Annotated in this window: 15 protein-coding genes; all 15 read right to left on the bottom strand. The window is 26.4% G+C overall.

Annotation, left to right across the window (positions count from 1 at the left end; genetic code table 4):
- Positions 1-79: 79 nt before the first annotated feature.
- The gene (locus tag STABA_RS02275) at positions 80-373 is read right to left on the bottom strand and encodes a hypothetical protein (RefSeq protein WP_156006113.1); all 294 of its coding nucleotides are present in this window, start codon (positions 371-373) and stop codon (positions 80-82) included.
- A 23-nt stretch (positions 374-396) separates the two neighbouring features.
- The gene (gene efp, locus STABA_RS02270; protein ID WP_156006111.1) at positions 397-957 is read right to left on the bottom strand and encodes an elongation factor P; all 561 of its coding nucleotides are present in this window, start codon (positions 955-957) and stop codon (positions 397-399) included.
- A 64-nt stretch (positions 958-1,021) separates the two neighbouring features.
- The gene (fmt, locus tag STABA_RS02265; protein ID WP_156006109.1) at positions 1,022-1,972 is read right to left on the bottom strand and encodes a methionyl-tRNA formyltransferase; all 951 of its coding nucleotides are present in this window, start codon (positions 1,970-1,972) and stop codon (positions 1,022-1,024) included.
- Complete coding sequence (locus tag STABA_RS02260; protein ID WP_156006107.1) at positions 1,973-4,039, bottom strand: DUF2779 domain-containing protein; 2,067 nt, start codon at positions 4,037-4,039, stop codon at positions 1,973-1,975.
- A gap of 57 nt (positions 4,040-4,096) precedes the next feature.
- Complete coding sequence (locus STABA_RS02255; RefSeq protein WP_156006105.1) at positions 4,097-4,753, bottom strand: hypothetical protein; 657 nt, start codon at positions 4,751-4,753, stop codon at positions 4,097-4,099.
- Between the two features lie 58 nt (positions 4,754-4,811).
- Positions 4,812-5,933 carry a tRNA 2-thiouridine(34) synthase MnmA gene (mnmA, locus tag STABA_RS02250; protein ID WP_156006103.1) on the bottom strand — a complete coding sequence of 374 codons (1,122 nt, stop codon included), beginning with the start codon at positions 5,931-5,933 and terminating at the stop codon, positions 4,812-4,814.
- The gene (locus tag STABA_RS02245) at positions 5,933-7,411 is read right to left on the bottom strand and encodes a hypothetical protein (protein ID WP_156006101.1); all 1,479 of its coding nucleotides are present in this window, start codon (positions 7,409-7,411) and stop codon (positions 5,933-5,935) included. The genes mnmA and STABA_RS02245 overlap by 1 nt, the downstream gene beginning before the upstream one ends.
- Positions 7,412-7,470: 59 nt before the next feature.
- Entirely contained in the window at positions 7,471-8,646 is a 1,176-nt protein-coding gene (locus tag STABA_RS02240) for a DnaJ C-terminal domain-containing protein (RefSeq protein ID WP_156006099.1), read from the bottom strand.
- A 62-nt stretch (positions 8,647-8,708) separates the two neighbouring features.
- Positions 8,709-10,508, bottom strand: coding sequence for a molecular chaperone DnaK (gene dnaK / locus STABA_RS02235; RefSeq protein WP_156006097.1), 1,800 nt, complete (start codon positions 10,506-10,508; stop codon positions 8,709-8,711).
- 41 nt (positions 10,509-10,549) lie between these two features.
- Complete coding sequence (locus STABA_RS02230) at positions 10,550-11,140, bottom strand: coiled-coil domain-containing protein (RefSeq protein ID WP_211360466.1); 591 nt, start codon at positions 11,138-11,140, stop codon at positions 10,550-10,552.
- Positions 11,141-11,157: 17 nt separating this feature from the next.
- The gene (locus tag STABA_RS02225) at positions 11,158-11,355 is read right to left on the bottom strand and encodes a hypothetical protein (RefSeq protein WP_156006093.1); all 198 of its coding nucleotides are present in this window, start codon (positions 11,353-11,355) and stop codon (positions 11,158-11,160) included.
- A gap of 11 nt (positions 11,356-11,366) precedes the next feature.
- Positions 11,367-12,035, bottom strand: a complete 669-nt coding sequence (locus tag STABA_RS02220) for a nucleotide exchange factor GrpE (RefSeq protein ID WP_156006091.1) — start codon at positions 12,033-12,035, stop codon at positions 11,367-11,369.
- A gap of 2 nt (positions 12,036-12,037) precedes the next feature.
- Complete coding sequence (gene hrcA / locus STABA_RS02215; protein WP_156006089.1) at positions 12,038-13,057, bottom strand: heat-inducible transcriptional repressor HrcA; 1,020 nt, start codon at positions 13,055-13,057, stop codon at positions 12,038-12,040.
- Between the two features lie 58 nt (positions 13,058-13,115).
- Entirely contained in the window at positions 13,116-15,263 is a 2,148-nt protein-coding gene (locus STABA_RS02210) for an ATP-dependent Clp protease ATP-binding subunit (protein WP_156006087.1), read from the bottom strand.
- A 150-nt stretch (positions 15,264-15,413) separates the two neighbouring features.
- A complete protein-coding gene (locus STABA_RS02205; RefSeq protein WP_156006085.1) occupies positions 15,414-16,181 on the bottom strand; it encodes a hypothetical protein in 768 nt (255 codons plus the stop codon).
- Positions 16,182-16,248 lie beyond the last annotated feature (67 nt).

Here is a 16,248-nt window from a genome sequence, read left to right as displayed (position 1 = left end):
TTTATCAAATTTTAAAAAAATAAAAATATTTTTTAATAACTTTTTAAAATTAACAAAAACAACAAGCTTAAACTTGTTGTTAGCCTTTAATATATGCAAAGGCAATATTTTTGGGTCTTATTAAAAAATTCTTTTTGATTGATTCTTCAATTACAGACTTAATTTTTGCTTCATCAATTACTAAATCTTCTTTTTTTGTAACAGTCATTTTTATTAAAATGAATAAAATACTTTCATGATGCATACTAATTGTTGCTTTAACTTTTTTAATCCCCTTAGTAGCACTAGTTATATGGTATTCTACAATTTTATCAATAATTTTTTCTTCGACTTCTAAATTACCATTAACATTTCTTTCAATCGAAAAATACATATAAATCACTCTTTTCTTTTCGTTTAACTAGAAGCTCTTCCTGAATATTTTCCATCTGTCGTATTAATTACAACTTTTTCTCCTTCTTTAATAAATAAAGGAACCATTATTTCTAATCCGGTTTCTAAAACAGCTTTTTTTTGTGCACCACTAGTAGTATCACCTTTTACAGCTGGTTCTGCTTCACTAATTGTTAATTCCATTTTCTCTGGTATTGTAATTCCAAGAACTTCACCATTGTATTCTGTCATTTTTACCATTGTTCCTTCAACAAGAAATTTTAATTCTCATTCTAATTTATTTGAACTTATTTCAACTTGATCATAAGTTTCAGTATTCATTAACATACAATTGCTTCCATCATTATAAAGATATTGCATATCTTTTTTTTCTACCATTGCTTTTTCTACTTTATCTCCACCTGTGAAAGTTAATTCAACTCTTGATCCACTTCTTAAGTTTTTAACTTTAACTGTAACTTTCCCTTGTTGTCTTCCTGATTTTGAAAAAGAATAATCTAAAACAACAAATATGTTCCCGTCATATAAAAAAGTTGTTCCAGGTCTTAAATCGTTTACTAACATATAAATCTCCTTATATTTAAAATATTATATTTTATATTATATACAAAAACTTAGTTATTTAATATTATTTGAACATACAAGTAGGTAAAAATGGTGAGTTTTCAAATTTATATATTCCAGCACTTCCCATTTTTTTACCAGCTCTTTGTAATTCTAAAATTTTTATAATTCCTTGACCTGTTTGTACAATTATACCTTCTTTATCTAAATAAATTATTTCACCAGGTTGAAATATTTTTAATAAAGAAATATATTTTTCATCATCTTTTACTAATCTTGCTTTTTTTATTTTGATTCTTTCATCACCTAAATATGTAAAAGCTATTGGTAAAGGAGATTGTGATCTTATGAAATTTAATACTTCAATATTAGATTTTGATCAATCAATTTTTTCTTGTTCATTTGAAAGATTATATGCAAAAGTTGCTTGACTCTCATCTTGAGCTACTCCTACTATTTTTTTTTCAAAAATATCAATTAAATATTTTTGAATCATTTGATTAGCAAGTTTTCCCATTTTTTCAAATAAACTTCCACTATCATCTTCATCTAAAATATCTATTAGTTCAGTTTTATAAACTTCTCCAGCATCCATCTTTTTAATCATTTTCATTAAACTAATACCGGTTTGTTTATCTCCATTCATAATTGCGTATTGAATCGGACTTCCACCTCGATATTTTGGCAAAATTGAACCATGCACATTTATTGAGTTTTTAAATAAGCTTAAAATGTTTTCAGGTATAAATTGTCCAAATGCACAAGTTAATAAAAAGTCAGCATTATATTTTTTTATTTCTTCAAATGCATCTTTAATATTTGCTGGTTGTAAAATATTGTAATTTTTTACCAATGCATATCCTTTTACAACGGATGGAGTTAAAACTTTTTTTCTCCCAACCATTTTATCTGGTTGTGTAATAACACAAACTATTTCAAGATTTAAAGCTTCTAATCCTTTTAAAACTTCTACTGCAATTGGTGGCGTTCCACAAAATATAACTTTATATTTCATTTAAATTTCCCCTTTAATTTCTTTTAAAATATCTGGTGATGTTTCTTTTATATAATTTATTACAACTTGTAAAATTACAACCATTGCAAGAGTATCTCGATCACAATATAGCAACATATCTGGTTTGTATAATTTATCTCATAAGTCTTGACTAAAATAATTATCTGCAAATCTCCTAAAAACCGAACTTGCCTTATCTCCTTTATTAATTTTTAAATCTTTATAAGTTAATGAACTATCCAGAACTGGCTGAGTCACCTTTATAGAGGCTGAACCTCTAAACTCAGGATGATATATTAGTCAGTTATTTTTAGGAAGTTGAAAAAAGTTCATCAAATCTATTGTGTTTTCATATATATATTTTAATGGTTTAATGAATTCCGGAAACATTAATATTAAGTCTTTAATGACCATTCTTTCAAATGATTTATTGTAAGCAACATATTTTCCAGGACCTTTTAAAAAACAAGCTTTTAAAAAATTACTTAAAAATTCTGGTCTTGGATCATTTGGAGATTTTGCTATAAAATTATAATGAATCATAGTTTTATCAGGATTTTTAAAATCATAATTTTCATTTGTAATTATATGAACAGAAAATTGAAAAGGTATTTGCTGATAACTTTTAGATTTATTATATTTAGGTATCGCTCACATTGACGTTTCAAAATCAAACATATAAATTGGATAATTAAAGTAATCTCTAACAACTTCTTTTAGAACTTCTTTTTTATTAATATCAACCATATCCATAATGTTTATATTATTATTTTTTTTAATATAATTCTGAGTAATTTTTATGATTTTTTTACAATCTTCATTGAAATATTCTTTTTCACCATTTTTATAAAAAAATGAGTTTATGTCTCCTCAATCTAAGTCTTCAATATATACCTTATTTTTATCATAATAAAATCTTGCTGATTTTTCTTTATTTTTTGGTAAATCAAAAATTGAGAACTTTTTTTTGTTAAATCATTTAACAACATGACTACAAACTTTTTCTTTTATTTTTAAATTTAAATTTTTAAAATCTAGCTCATAACATCCACACATTTTATCACTTAATATTTTATCATTTATAAAAGTATTAGACATTTTTAAAATCTCATTATCTATTTCAAAGTTATCTCTTATGGATTTAAAAAAATCTATATAATCAATTCTAATTTTTCTTTTTTCTATTGAATTATTTAAAATAAATAATTTATCATAATTTAAATAGTCTGGTTCTTCTTCTTGTATTACAATTTTTCTTTTTAAAATTTCTTCTACCTCAAGTTTATAATCAACTAAATTAGAAGTATCATTTAAATCTTCGGTCATATATAATTTTCCATTTACCCCTCTAAAATACTCTTTATTAAGTAGGCATAATTTAATATTCTTTATTATTATTGATTCAGAAACGATATATCACTGATAGAATAAATCAAAAAAATGCGAATCTTTTTCTTTTGTAGATGCTTTTACTTCAATTATATCGAAACTACCGTCTTCATTTTTAAATAAAATATCACAACGTGTTTTCATTTTTCCATCATACTTTTCGAAAGTTGGTTCAAAAAATAATTTATATTCTGGATTATTGATTAATTCAATTGTTTTCCATTTAGAATCTTGATATCCGGATTGTTGAAAATCATAATATTTAAAATTAGTGTTATTTTTTATATTTTCTTTTGTTAGCATTTCTATAAAATACTCTCTTGCTGCTTGACCTGTGTCATTACCATCTAAAATAAAGTTGTTATTTATTGTTGACAACTCTAATCCATCAAATTCATCTAAAATATTTAGTAATAATTCTTTTTGTTTCTTTTGTTCTTCGCTTAGATCTTTATTATTTAAAATATTTTTATATAATTCTAAGGGGTCAAATCCAGAACCTGATTCAAAACCGCCTTCTTCGAGTTCTTCAGTTAAAAAAAACTCATACACTTTTTTGTCTCTTAAATGAATTGCTTTTTCAAAATTTTTTAAATTATGAAAAACTCAAGCTTCTTTATTACAACTTGCAAATCATTTTATAAAATCTTTCTTTTTAACAACATTTTTTAATTCCATAAATACCCTCAACTTTTTTAATTATATAAAAAAATAACACCTTATTAAAAGAAAGCGTTATTTGTTTCTCTTTGGAATAAATTTAACTGTTGCTGCTTTAACTTCGTCTGGAACTCTTAATGATGGATTTGCTTTTTGTTTTGCTTGTGTTTCTTTAATTTTTGCTTCTTCAGCTTTTAAATTAGCTCTTAGTTCTTTTGATCTAACAATCTCTTCTGCTCTCATTATTTTTCTTTCTTCTTTAGAAAGTTTAATTTTTTTCTCAGCTATTGCTATACGTTTTTTTGTATCTTCAATATCTAATTCTTTATTAACTTGTCAAGCAGTATTGTAAGTTTTTTTATCAGCTTTTGTTGTTATTCCTTCAACTTCATAAGCTGCAGTTTTAATTAATTCATTTGTTTTTGGTTCATACATTTGGACAATAACATCAAATACATCTCGATATTTATATTCTGGTCCTTTACGAGCATAAACTTTTTCATACTCTATTTTAATATTTTTTTGATTTTGAGTTTGTGATAGATAGTTTTTAATTTCTTCTTTAACCACCTTTTTTCTTTTAGCTTGTTCTTTTTTTTGTGCTTTTTTACTTGTAATTGATGAAATTACTATAAATATAATAATAACTAATACAATAACAGCAAAAATAATTGTTGTAGTGGTACTACTTCCTCCAAATAAACCTCCACTTTCACCATCTGCAAAAAACATGTCTTCATCTCCTTAATATGTTACTTTCATTTTAAACTATTTATTTGCTATTTTAAAACTAACTTATAACTTCATCAATTTTTCCACCACCAAGACAAATTTCATTTAAATATAAAACAGCTTCTTGTCCTTCGGTGACAGCTCTAACTTCACTTTTATAACTAATTTCAACAGTATTCTCATTTAATACTTCTACTTGGACATCAACATCAACTTGACGATAACGAAATTTAGCAGAACAATTAAATTTATTTGCTTTAAAATAGTTTTTTCAATTAACAATAAAGTTAAAATCTTTTACTATGCATTTCTTAGATTTTAAATAACTTTCATTACTTAATCTTGATACATATATAATTTTATTTTTCATATCTTTTTTTGCAACATAATAAGGTTCTTTTTGACCACCTAGCTTTAAACCTTTTCTTTGACCAATCGTATAATACATTGCTCCAATATGCTGTCCTAAGACTTTGTTGGTTGCTATATCAATTATTTCTCCAGGTTGATTAGGAATATAATTTTGTAAAAATTGAGTAAAGTATCTTTCTCCAATAAAACATATTCCTGTTGAATCTTTTTTTTCATAAGTAACTAAATTATATTTTTTCGCTATCTTTCTAACTTCTTCTTTTTTGTAATTTTGTAATGGGAAAAGAGTTTTAGAAAGTTGATATTGAGATAATTGACTTAAAAAATATGATTGATCTTTATTAGTATCAATTCCTCTTAAAAGTTCATATTCTTTTGACTTATTATTAAATCTAACACCAGCATAATGTCCCATTGCTATATAATCAGCATTTAATTTTTCTATTGCATATTTTAAAAATTTATCAAACTTTATATATTTATTGCAAAGAATATCGGGATTTGGAGTCCTTCCTTTTTGATATTCTGTTAAAAAATATTCAAAAACATACTCTCAATATTCTCTTATAAAATCAATACGATGTAATTTTATATTAAGTGATTCCGCAACTTTTAAAGCATCATTATAGTCTTGCTCTTGAGGACATAATTTTTCTAAATCATTTCCTAAAATGTCATTATTTAGATTACTATCTCAATTTCTCATGAAAAGAGCTTCTACATTATAACCTTGTTCAATTAGTAATGTAACAACAACTGATGAATCAACTCCACCACTTAAACCCACTATTACTTTTTTGTTTTTCATTATTTTTTTCCTTTTTGTAATTTAATCATTCGTTTCTGTTCTTTTTTTGCAATTTTTGAAAGTTTATTAATTTGCTTAGAGTTATTTAATCAAGCTTCAAAATCATCAAACTTAGAGGTTTCTAAATTAGCATTTTTAATAGTTTTTGCATTATTAACTATTTTTTCAACTAAAACTGTTGTATCAGAAGCACCTTTTTCTTGAGTAAGCAAAGGGTTATTATTTTCAAAAACACTATTTTTTATATTTTCATTATTTTTTATAACTCTTTCTAAATCATCTGTTTTGTCAGCTATTGTAAAATCAACATTATTAACTACTGGTATTGATTTTTCAATTGTATTTTGATATTCTTCTTGATTAGCACTTATAATATTTTTTTCTTCATTTTTTATTTTTTTCTCTTTTTTTGATACCTTTTGATGTTTGTTTTCATTATTATTTTTTTCTTGATCAAATTTAATTTCTTCTTGTTCTTGCTGCATTTGTTCTTCTTCTTTTGCTTCCTTGTAAAAGATATCTTCAAGTTTTTTTTCAAAACTTAATATTTTTTCTTCTATGACTGGGTCAACAACTTTGTCATCTTCTTTTGGAGGTTCAGGTTCGAATATGTTTTGTTGAGCCTCAACTTTATCTTCTAAAGATTCTATATTCACATTAAGTTTTTCAATATCTTTTAGTAAACTCTCTTTGTTTTCTTCATTTTGTTTTTCCGCAACTTCGCTTTTGCTGTGTTTAAATTGAATGCTCTCTTCGTTTCGTTTAACCTGAATATTATCTTCATTTTCATCAAAACTATCTAAATCTATTTCATTTCAATTTATACCCTGTTCTACATTTTCTTCTTGTTTTTTTTCTTTTTCATCTTCTTTTTTAATAAGTTTTTCAACATCTTTTGGTAAATTTTGAATTATATTATCTTTTATTTCATTTTTATCACTTGGAGATGTTAAAAATTCTTCATCATTATAATCTTCATCAATTACTTCAAATCCTTTTGTATCAAAGTTTTTTGATGCTCCTTCAATTAAACGATAATTATTAAAATTATTTTTAAATTTAATATCTACATTTAATTTATCCAACATTAAATCTTTCATCTTTTGTTCTTTTAAATAACTTGATTCTCTTAAAAACAAAATATCTGAAGGTAATTGTGATGGTCTTTTTAAAATTCGACGATCAACAATATTTAATGTTTCAAAAGTTGGAGTTCCTAAATCTTTTTTTTCAAAACCTACTTCATCTATATTTTTAGGTTTGAAAAAATGTGAGTTTGCATTTTGTACTAATGAGATTTTTGCAGATTTAATATTTTTTAAATTTATAGTTTTATCAAAATCATCTAAAGTTAAAGATTCTTCTAAAACATTATCAAATCAGACTTTTTCAACTGGTGAAAAATTATTTTTTCTTTGTTTTTTTCGTTCTTCAAATTTTGCTTGTCTTATTTGTAAAATTTTCACTTTATCTGCCATACATTACCCCTATTTAGTTATTATACATTATTTAAAGAATCAAAAAAATAGCATAAATGCTATTCTTTGAATTCATTTTCAACTTTAAAGTTGTTTAATTTGTATAGTTTTTCCATAATTTCTTTTTCTTCATTGTTAATTTCATTTGGTACTTTAATATTTATTTCTAAAAGTAAATCTCCACGCTTATTACTTTTGATTCCTTTATATAATCCATGATTTGCAACAACTATAATATCACCATTTTTTACATTTTTTGGTATATTAACATTGATTTGACCATCAAGAGTTTCAATAGTTATATCATTTTTTAATATGGCATCCAAATAAGAAATATTTAAAACTCCTTTAATATTATAATTATCAACAATTACTAATTTTTTAGAAGCATTTAAAAATATATCGGCATAGATATGTCCTTTAGGTCCACCATTTTTTCCTTCATTACCAGAATTTCTTAAAATAACTTTTTCTCCTGGAGATAAACCTTTTGGGATATTAAACATAACTGGTTCTTTTTTCTTTTTAACACCTTCTCCATGACAAGATTTACATGGATTAGCATTTTTTTTACCGTGTCCTTTACATTTTGGACAAGCTTGATTACTTTGAAACTTTGTAAATCCAAATTCTTGAACAACAGTTACCATACCAACTCCATCACAAACTTCACAAGTTACAATGTCACTTTTGTTTTTTGCACCAACTCCATCACAAACTTCACATTTTGAAATTAAATCTAAAACTATTTCTTTATTAACTCCGAACAATAACTCTTTTAAAGTAAGGTTTATTTCGATAATAATATCTTTACCTCTTGAAGCTTCTGGTCCTGAAGAACGTTTGTTACTTCCGAATCCACTAAATCCAGATTTTTTAGCACTACCACCAAAAAAACTTGAGAAAATATCTGAGAAAAAGTCTCCAGCTCCTCCACCTGTTGATCCTGACATATTAGAGAAGAAGTCTCCGAAGTCTCCGAAGTCTCCGAATCCAGAACCTTGACCCATTCCTTTTAAACCATCATGACCGAATTGATCATACATTTTTCTTTTTTTAGGATCTAATAAAACTTCACATGCTTCAGTTGCTTCTTTAAATTTTTCTTCTGCATCATGATTTTTATTAACATCAGGGTGGTATTTTTTAGCTAATTTACGATATGCTTTTTTAATTTCATCTTCAGTTGCACTTTTGCTAACTCCAAGAATTTCATAATAATCACGTTTAGCCATAATAAACCTCACTCTCTTTTGAAAAAACAACTAGAATAAGTTGTTTTGAATTATTTACTTTTTTATTTACTTGAGTCATCTTTTTTGTCATCGTTTGATTTATCTTTTTTACTATCTATATCTGCTTGTTGTTGTTGAGCTGCCATTTCTGAAGCCATTTTCATAGCTTGTTCTAATTCTTCCATTTTTTTCTCTAAAGCATCATAATCTTCTTTAGCAATTAATTCTCTAATAGATTTTGCAAGTTCTTCAGATTGTTTTTTTTGATCTTCAGGAACTTTGTCTCCACCTTCTTTGATTGATTCTTCGATTATATTAATGTAAGATTCAGCTTTGTTTTTTAACTCGATATTTTTACGTTTTTTAACATCTGCTTCTGCATTTTCTTCTGCTTCTTTTAACATTTTTTCGATTTCAGCATCAGTTAATGCTCCAGAATTTGAAATTGTTATTGTTTTTTCTTCATTAGTTTGCTTATCTTTTGCAGTAACAGAAACAATTCCGTTAACATCAATTTTAAATGTAACTTCAATTTGAGGCACTCCTCTTGGAGCTGGTTTGATTCCTGTTAATTGGAATTGCCCTAATGATTTATTATCTGCAGCCATTGGTCTTTCACCTTGTAAAACATTAATATCAACTGCTGGTTGATTATCTGCTGCTGTTGAGAAAATTTGAGATTTTTCTGTAGGAATTGTTGTGTTTCTATTAATTAATGGTGTCATAACTCCACCCATTGTTTCAATTCCTAAAGTTAACGGAGTAACATCTAACAACAGAACGTCAGTTACATCTCCTGCCAAAACTCCACCTTGAATAGCCGCTCCCATAGCAACAACTTCATCTGGGTTAATTGTTCTGTTTGGTTCTTTACCTAATAACGATTTTACCAATGCTTGAACTGCTGGTATTCTAGTTGATCCTCCAACTAAAAGAACTTCATGAATATCTGTTGCTTTTAGTTTAGCTTGTTCTAAAGCATCAACAACGGGCTTTCTAGTTCTTTCAACTAAATCTTTTGACATTTTTTCAAATTCACTTCTTGATAATTTTGCACTAAAGTTAACTGGTCCACTTTCATTCATTGCAATAAATGGTAAGTTAATTTCAGTTTCTAATTGACTTGATAAGTTAATTTTTGCTTTTTCAGCTTCATCTTTAAATCTTTGTAAAGCCATTTTATCTTTTGATAAATCAATATTATATTCACTTTTAATTTTGTTTGAAATTCAATCCATAATTTTTTGGTCAAAATCATCTCCTCCTAGTTGGTTATCCCCAGAAGTTGCTAAAACATCATAAGTTCCATCTGCTAATTCTAATACCGAAACGTCAAAAGTTCCTCCTCCTAAATCGTATACTAAAACTTTTTGTTCTTTATCTTGCTTATCAATACCATAAGCTAAAGCAGCAGCTGTTGGTTCATTAATAATACGTTCTACATCAAGTCCTGCAATTTTTCCTGCATCTTTTGTAGCTTTACGTTGTGCATCGTTAAAGTATGCTGGAACAGTGATAACTGCTTTTGTAATTTTTGTTCCCAACTTATCTTCAGCATATTTTTTCATATATCTTAAAATTTCTGCTGAGATTTGTTCTGGTGTATAATCTTTGTTTTCCAATTTTCTTTTGTTGGTTGTTCCCATTTCACGTTTAATAGAAATTGCTGTGTTTGGGTTTGTAACTGCTTGTCTTTTTGCAGCTCCCCCAACAATAATGTCTCCATTTTTAAAAGCAACAACAGAAGCTGTAGTTCTTTGTCCTTCTGGATTTTCTAAAACAATTGGTTGACCACCTTCCATAACAGCTACAACTGAATTTGTTGTTCCTAAATCTATTCCTATAATTTTTTCTTTAGCCATAATCTTATACCTTCCTTTTTTCTTTATAATTATTTTATTTTTTAGTTTTTAAAATCTCTTTTTAGATCTTTGAATTCTTCTTTTAAATCTTCAAGTTCATCTTTTAAATATTCAAAGTCTTCTTGTAAATCATCAAGATCTTCTTTTAAATTGTCGAAGTCTTCTTTTAAATCGTCATAATCTTCTTGTAAATTTTTAAAGTCAAATAACGAGTCGTCGAAGTCTTCTTCTACAAATTTATATTCTTTTTTAAATTTGTGTTTTTTATTTTTTTTGCACTTTATTTCTTCTGAATTAATATTTTCTTCTTTATTTTTCTTTGTAAAAATATTTCGAAAACCTTTAAAAGTTTCATCAAAAGTACCAAAAGTTTTTTTTGTAGTTTCATTTGTGAAATCTTTAATAATTTTTTCATAATCTTTTGATAATTCATATAATCTTTTATGATAAATACAATCACATTTTTCTTTACCATTTTCGCAAATATCAATATTATCAACAATACGATGTATATTGTTCTGACATTTTTCATTAGCTTTTTCACAATTTTCTTGACAATCTTTAGCTAACCTTATTAAGTTTTCAATATAATTTTTAAAGTCATTCTTTTCCATTATTTTTTCTCATTTCATTTTTAATAATTAGTATTTTAAATTACTTTTTTTTCTAAAATTGATTGATAAACTTCATTTTGAACATAATCATCAATTTCACTAGCTATTTTTTTAATTTTATGTTCAATGTCGTTATCTTTTTCTAGTTCTTTAATTAAAATTCCTTTTCCAACTTTAATTTTTAAAACTTCTTTATTAATAACCACATTTTTAAATTTTTTTTCTTTAATCATTTTAATTAAACTTATTTAGCAACTTTTACACCAACATGTTTTATTACTCTGTCATGTAATCGATAACCATTTGAAACAATAGCTGCAATTCTTCCACTTTTTACATCTTTTGTTTCAATTTGATCAATTGCGTTATGAATATTTGGATCTAATTCATCTCCAATTTTTGTTTGAATCATTGAAAGTCCTGCGTTTGATAATGCTTGATCAATTTGATTGATTATCATTTCAAAACCAATTAAATAATTTTTAATTTCTGGATTATCGGGACTTGTTTTTAAAACTGATCTAAACATATCAATTGCTGGTAGTAACTCAGTTGCAAGTTTTTCTCCCCCATATTTTCTAACTGATGCAGCTTCATTTTGATATCTTCTTACAGTATTTTGATTATCTGCAACCGCCATTAGTTTTTGTTCTTCTAATTTAGAGTTTGTTTCTAATAAATCTACAAACTCTAATTCTAAAAGTTCAATACTTGTTAATGGTTTTTCTTCAGATTGTTTGGAATCAGACTTGCTGTCTTTTTCGTGTTTAATGTTTGTTTTATCATTTAAATCTACATTATTATTATCAGTTTGCTGTTTTGGAATATTGTTATTCAAATTTGAATCAATATTTAATTCTTTTTTAACATTATTGATTAAATCAAATACTTTTTTATACTTTTCTTTTTCCATATCTACTCTTCTCCTTTGTGGAACTCTTCAATTTTTAGACTAATTCATTCTAATAAGTCAGATACCTTATCATACTGAATTCTTTTTGGCCCAACTAGAGCCAAAGTCCCTTTCCCACCCGTGTCTGTGGGAAAGTTAGTACCAACAACTGCAATATCGTCATTACCTATACCTGTTTCAAAACCAATTGCTACAGCTGGTTTTGAATGATTGTTTAAATGTGATTTAAATCAAACAAACGGAGAAGCTCCTTCTATAAATTCAACAATACTTTTAATTTTGTTAGGATCGTTGAATTCTGGGTTTTCAAGCAAATATTTCATTCCTCCAGTTTTAAATTGAGAAGAACCAGTATGCAATAAAGCACTTACGAATGTATGTAATATAAATTCATACTTTTTAACTTGTTCTTTTAGAATTGGAACAATTGCTTGTACTTTAAATTCAATTTCTTGAATTTTAGAGTTTGATAATCTTTCGTTAAATAAATCAATTGAGATTTTTAGTTCTTCAATTGAAACAGAATCTAAATCAATTGTTTTATTTTCAATACTTCCATTTGAAAGTATAAATATAACAACTGCACTTTTTGGAGATAGCGGTACTAACTCGACTCTATTTAATTTAACTTCTTCTATATTTTCGCTAGTAGATACAACTGTTGCTAACTTTGTCATTTCGCTTAAAATCTTAGAAGTTTGTTCTAAGATTTCATCAATTGTTGCACCTCTTCTTTTAAAAATTTCTTCAATTTGTTGTTTTACATCTTCAATGTTATTTCTCTTCATAAGATTATCTACATAATATCTATAACCTTTTGTCGAGGGCACTCTCCCAGAAGAAGTATGAGCTTTTTCTAAAAAACCATGTTCTTCTAAAAATGCTGACTCGTTTCTAATTGTTGCAGAAGATATATCAATTGACATAACTTCTTGTATTCGTTTTGAACCTACAGGAGAAGCTGTTTTTATGTATTCTTCAATAATTAGTCTTAAGATTATCTCTTGTCTTTTAGTTAACATAAAAACCTCCCGAACAATCCTTTTTTAGTGTACCAATAGCACTTAATGTAGTCAAGTGCTAATTTAATTTATTTGAACTAGAAACCACAAAATGATCATTTTGTACATCTAGAACATAGTTTCTTTTAGGTTCAATTTCACTTGAAACTATTGATTTTGCTATTACAGTTTCGATGTTTTTTTCTATATATCTTTTAATTGGTCTAGCTCCAAAGTCTCTATCATAACCTTCTTTTAAGATTTTTTCTACACTTGTTTCTGAGAAGTTGATTATATATTCTCCATTTTCAGTAATTCTTTCTTTTAATTCAATTAAAGTTTTTTCAATAATTTCTCTAATAACTTCTTTTGAAAGAGGATTAAATCTTACAATGTTGTCGATTCTGTTTAAGAATTCTGGTCTAAAGAATTTTTTAAGCATATTTTCAATTTCTTTTTCATCAATCAGTTCTGGCTCAGTGGTCATTAAATAATCTGATCCTATATTTGAAGTCATAATTATAATTGTATTTTTAAAATCAATTGTTTTTCCTAAAGAATCTGTGATTCTTCCATCATCTAAAATTTGTAACAACACATTAAATACATCAGGATGAGCTTTTTCAACTTCATCAAATAATACAATTGAATAAGGGTTTCTTCTCACAGCTTCAGTAAGTCTTCCACCTTCTTCATATCCAACATATCCCGGAGGAGATCCAATTAATTTAGACACTGAGTGTTTTTCCATATACTCACTCATATCAAGTCTAATCATTTTTTTCTCACTACTAAATAGTTGTTTTGCTAAGCTTCTTGCAACTTCAGTTTTACCAACCCCAGTTGGACCTAAAAATAAGAAACTACCAATCGGTTTTGATGGATCTTTAATTCCACTTCTACTTCTTAAAATTGCTTCGCTAACAGCTTTTAATGCTTCTGGTTGACCTTTAACCATTTTTCGAAGTGAAGTTTCTAAACCTAATAATCTTTGTTTTTCTGATTCCATTAAGTTTTCAACTGGAATACCTGTTCATCTTCCAATAATTGTTGCAATTTCTTTTTCTGAGACTTCTTCAGACATTAATTGATTTTCATCTTCTTTTTCCGCTTTTTTTAATTGTTTTTCAATCGCTGGAAGTAAAGAATATTGAATCTCTCCTGCTCTCTCAAACTTACCTTCTGCTTGAGCACGATCTAGTTCTGTTTTTAATGAATCCATTGTTGATCTTAATTGATTAATTTTTTCATGAGCTTTTTTCTCTTCTTCTCATTTACTTGTTAATTCATTTTGAATTGTTTTATATTTCATTAACTCTTTTTCATTAAAAGTTAATCTTTCTTTTGATTTTTCATCAGTTTCTTTGCTTAAAGCAGCTCTTTCAATTTCTAATTGCATAACTTTTCTATCAACTTGATATAATTCAGTGGGAACAGAAGCTAACTCAGTTTTAATTGTTGCACTTGCTTCATCTACTAAATCAATAGCTTTATCAGGTAAAAAACGATCTGCAATATATCTATCACTTAATTGTGCTGCTGCTACTAAAGCATTATCATGAATTCTTACTCCATGATATGTTTCAAACTTTTCTTTTAATCCCCTTAAAATTGATATTGTTTCTTCAACTGTTGGTTCAGATACCATAACTTTTTGAAATCTTCTTTCTAAAGCGGCATCTTTTTCAATATATTCACGATATTCTTTTAAAGTTGTTGCACCAATGGCTTTTAATCCGCCTCTAGCTAAAGCTGGTTTTAAAAGGTTAGAAACATCCATTCCTCCTCCATTACCGGTTTTTCCAGCACCAACAATTAAATGTAACTCATCAATAAATAAGATTATCTCTCCATTTTCTTTTTGAATTGCATTTACTATCCCTTTTATTCTTGCTTCATAATCTCCAAGATAGCTAGCACCAGCCATAACACTTCCCATATCTAGTTCTAAAATTCTTTTATTTTTTAAGATGCTTGGGACATCGCCTTTATTAATTCTTTGAGCAAGCCCTTCTGCTATAGCTGTTTTACCAACCCCTGGCTCTCCTACAAGAACAGGGTTATTTTTTGTTTTTCTACTTAATATACGAATTACTCGCATTATTTCATCATCCCTACCAATAATAGGGTCTATTTTTCCTTCTTTTGCATCCTTTGATAAATCCCTTGTATATTTACTTAAAATTTCTGGATCATTTAAAGGGTCTGGTTTTTGTTGAAAATCCATATTTTAACCTCCTGATTAGCACTCTATACGTTCTTTTGCTAATCAATAATATAATACATTGGTTTTTAGCAATGTCAATAGTAAAGTGCTAAAAAATTTGAAAAAATAAAAACAAAGATAACTTTGTTTTTAACAAGGGATATTATGATTTTAATGGTTTGTCACTCTAGTATAATCATCAATGTTATTATTAATAAAATGAATTATTAATTGCATAGCAGTTGAAAATAAAAGGTGTTTATATTTTCTTTTGCTTGTTCTTAGATTTCTCATACTTTTAATAACTTCTCTTTGCATAACAAATACCTTTATGACTAATATGGGTTCTGCAACAATTTCATCAATAATGTCCCTTGTTTGAATGTTGTTGTCATTTAAATCTATTGACATTAATTTATTTATAATGCTTTTTTGAGTTTTAGTAAGATCAAATCTACTATCTCTTAATACATGATAATTAATTATGTAATAAATGATACTTCAATCCAAAGGACCATTGTTCATGATTTGTTTAGAATTATTTATATCCATTTTTAATCAAATATTTGGGTTGTATCTGATGTAAATCAAAAATAACTGACAATAAATATTTAATTTAAACAGATTTTCATAATCAACTTGATTTTTAAATCTATTCTCAAATAGTGTTTTAGTAGTCTTTGCAACTAACTTTAATAAATGCTTTATTTTTGAGCTTGGAAAATCGTTTTTTATGTAATCGTTAATTGTTTCAAAGTCATTTGACAAGACAGAATAATTTAGTAACCTGAAATATTTATTTGTAACTTTGTGTTTAATTAAATTAGGATTAACAAAAAACGCTAAGTTTTCATCATTTTTAAAAGTAAAGTTCAGCTTTGTAAAATAAAAAGATGATCCAAGTTCTTTTAAATTTCTATGTTGTAAATCTGCTAACATATACTAATTTTCCTTCCCAATAATATAATCGAAAAAAAAGTATAAAAATTTTCAAATTTTTATACTT

This window comes from Spiroplasma tabanidicola, from assembly GCF_009730595.1.
Classification (GTDB): domain Bacteria; phylum Bacillota_I; class Bacilli_A; order Mycoplasmatales; family Mycoplasmataceae; genus Spiroplasma_A; species Spiroplasma_A tabanidicola.
Note: the sequence above shows the minus strand (reverse complement) of the source record. Positions and strands in the feature narration are given on the sequence as shown.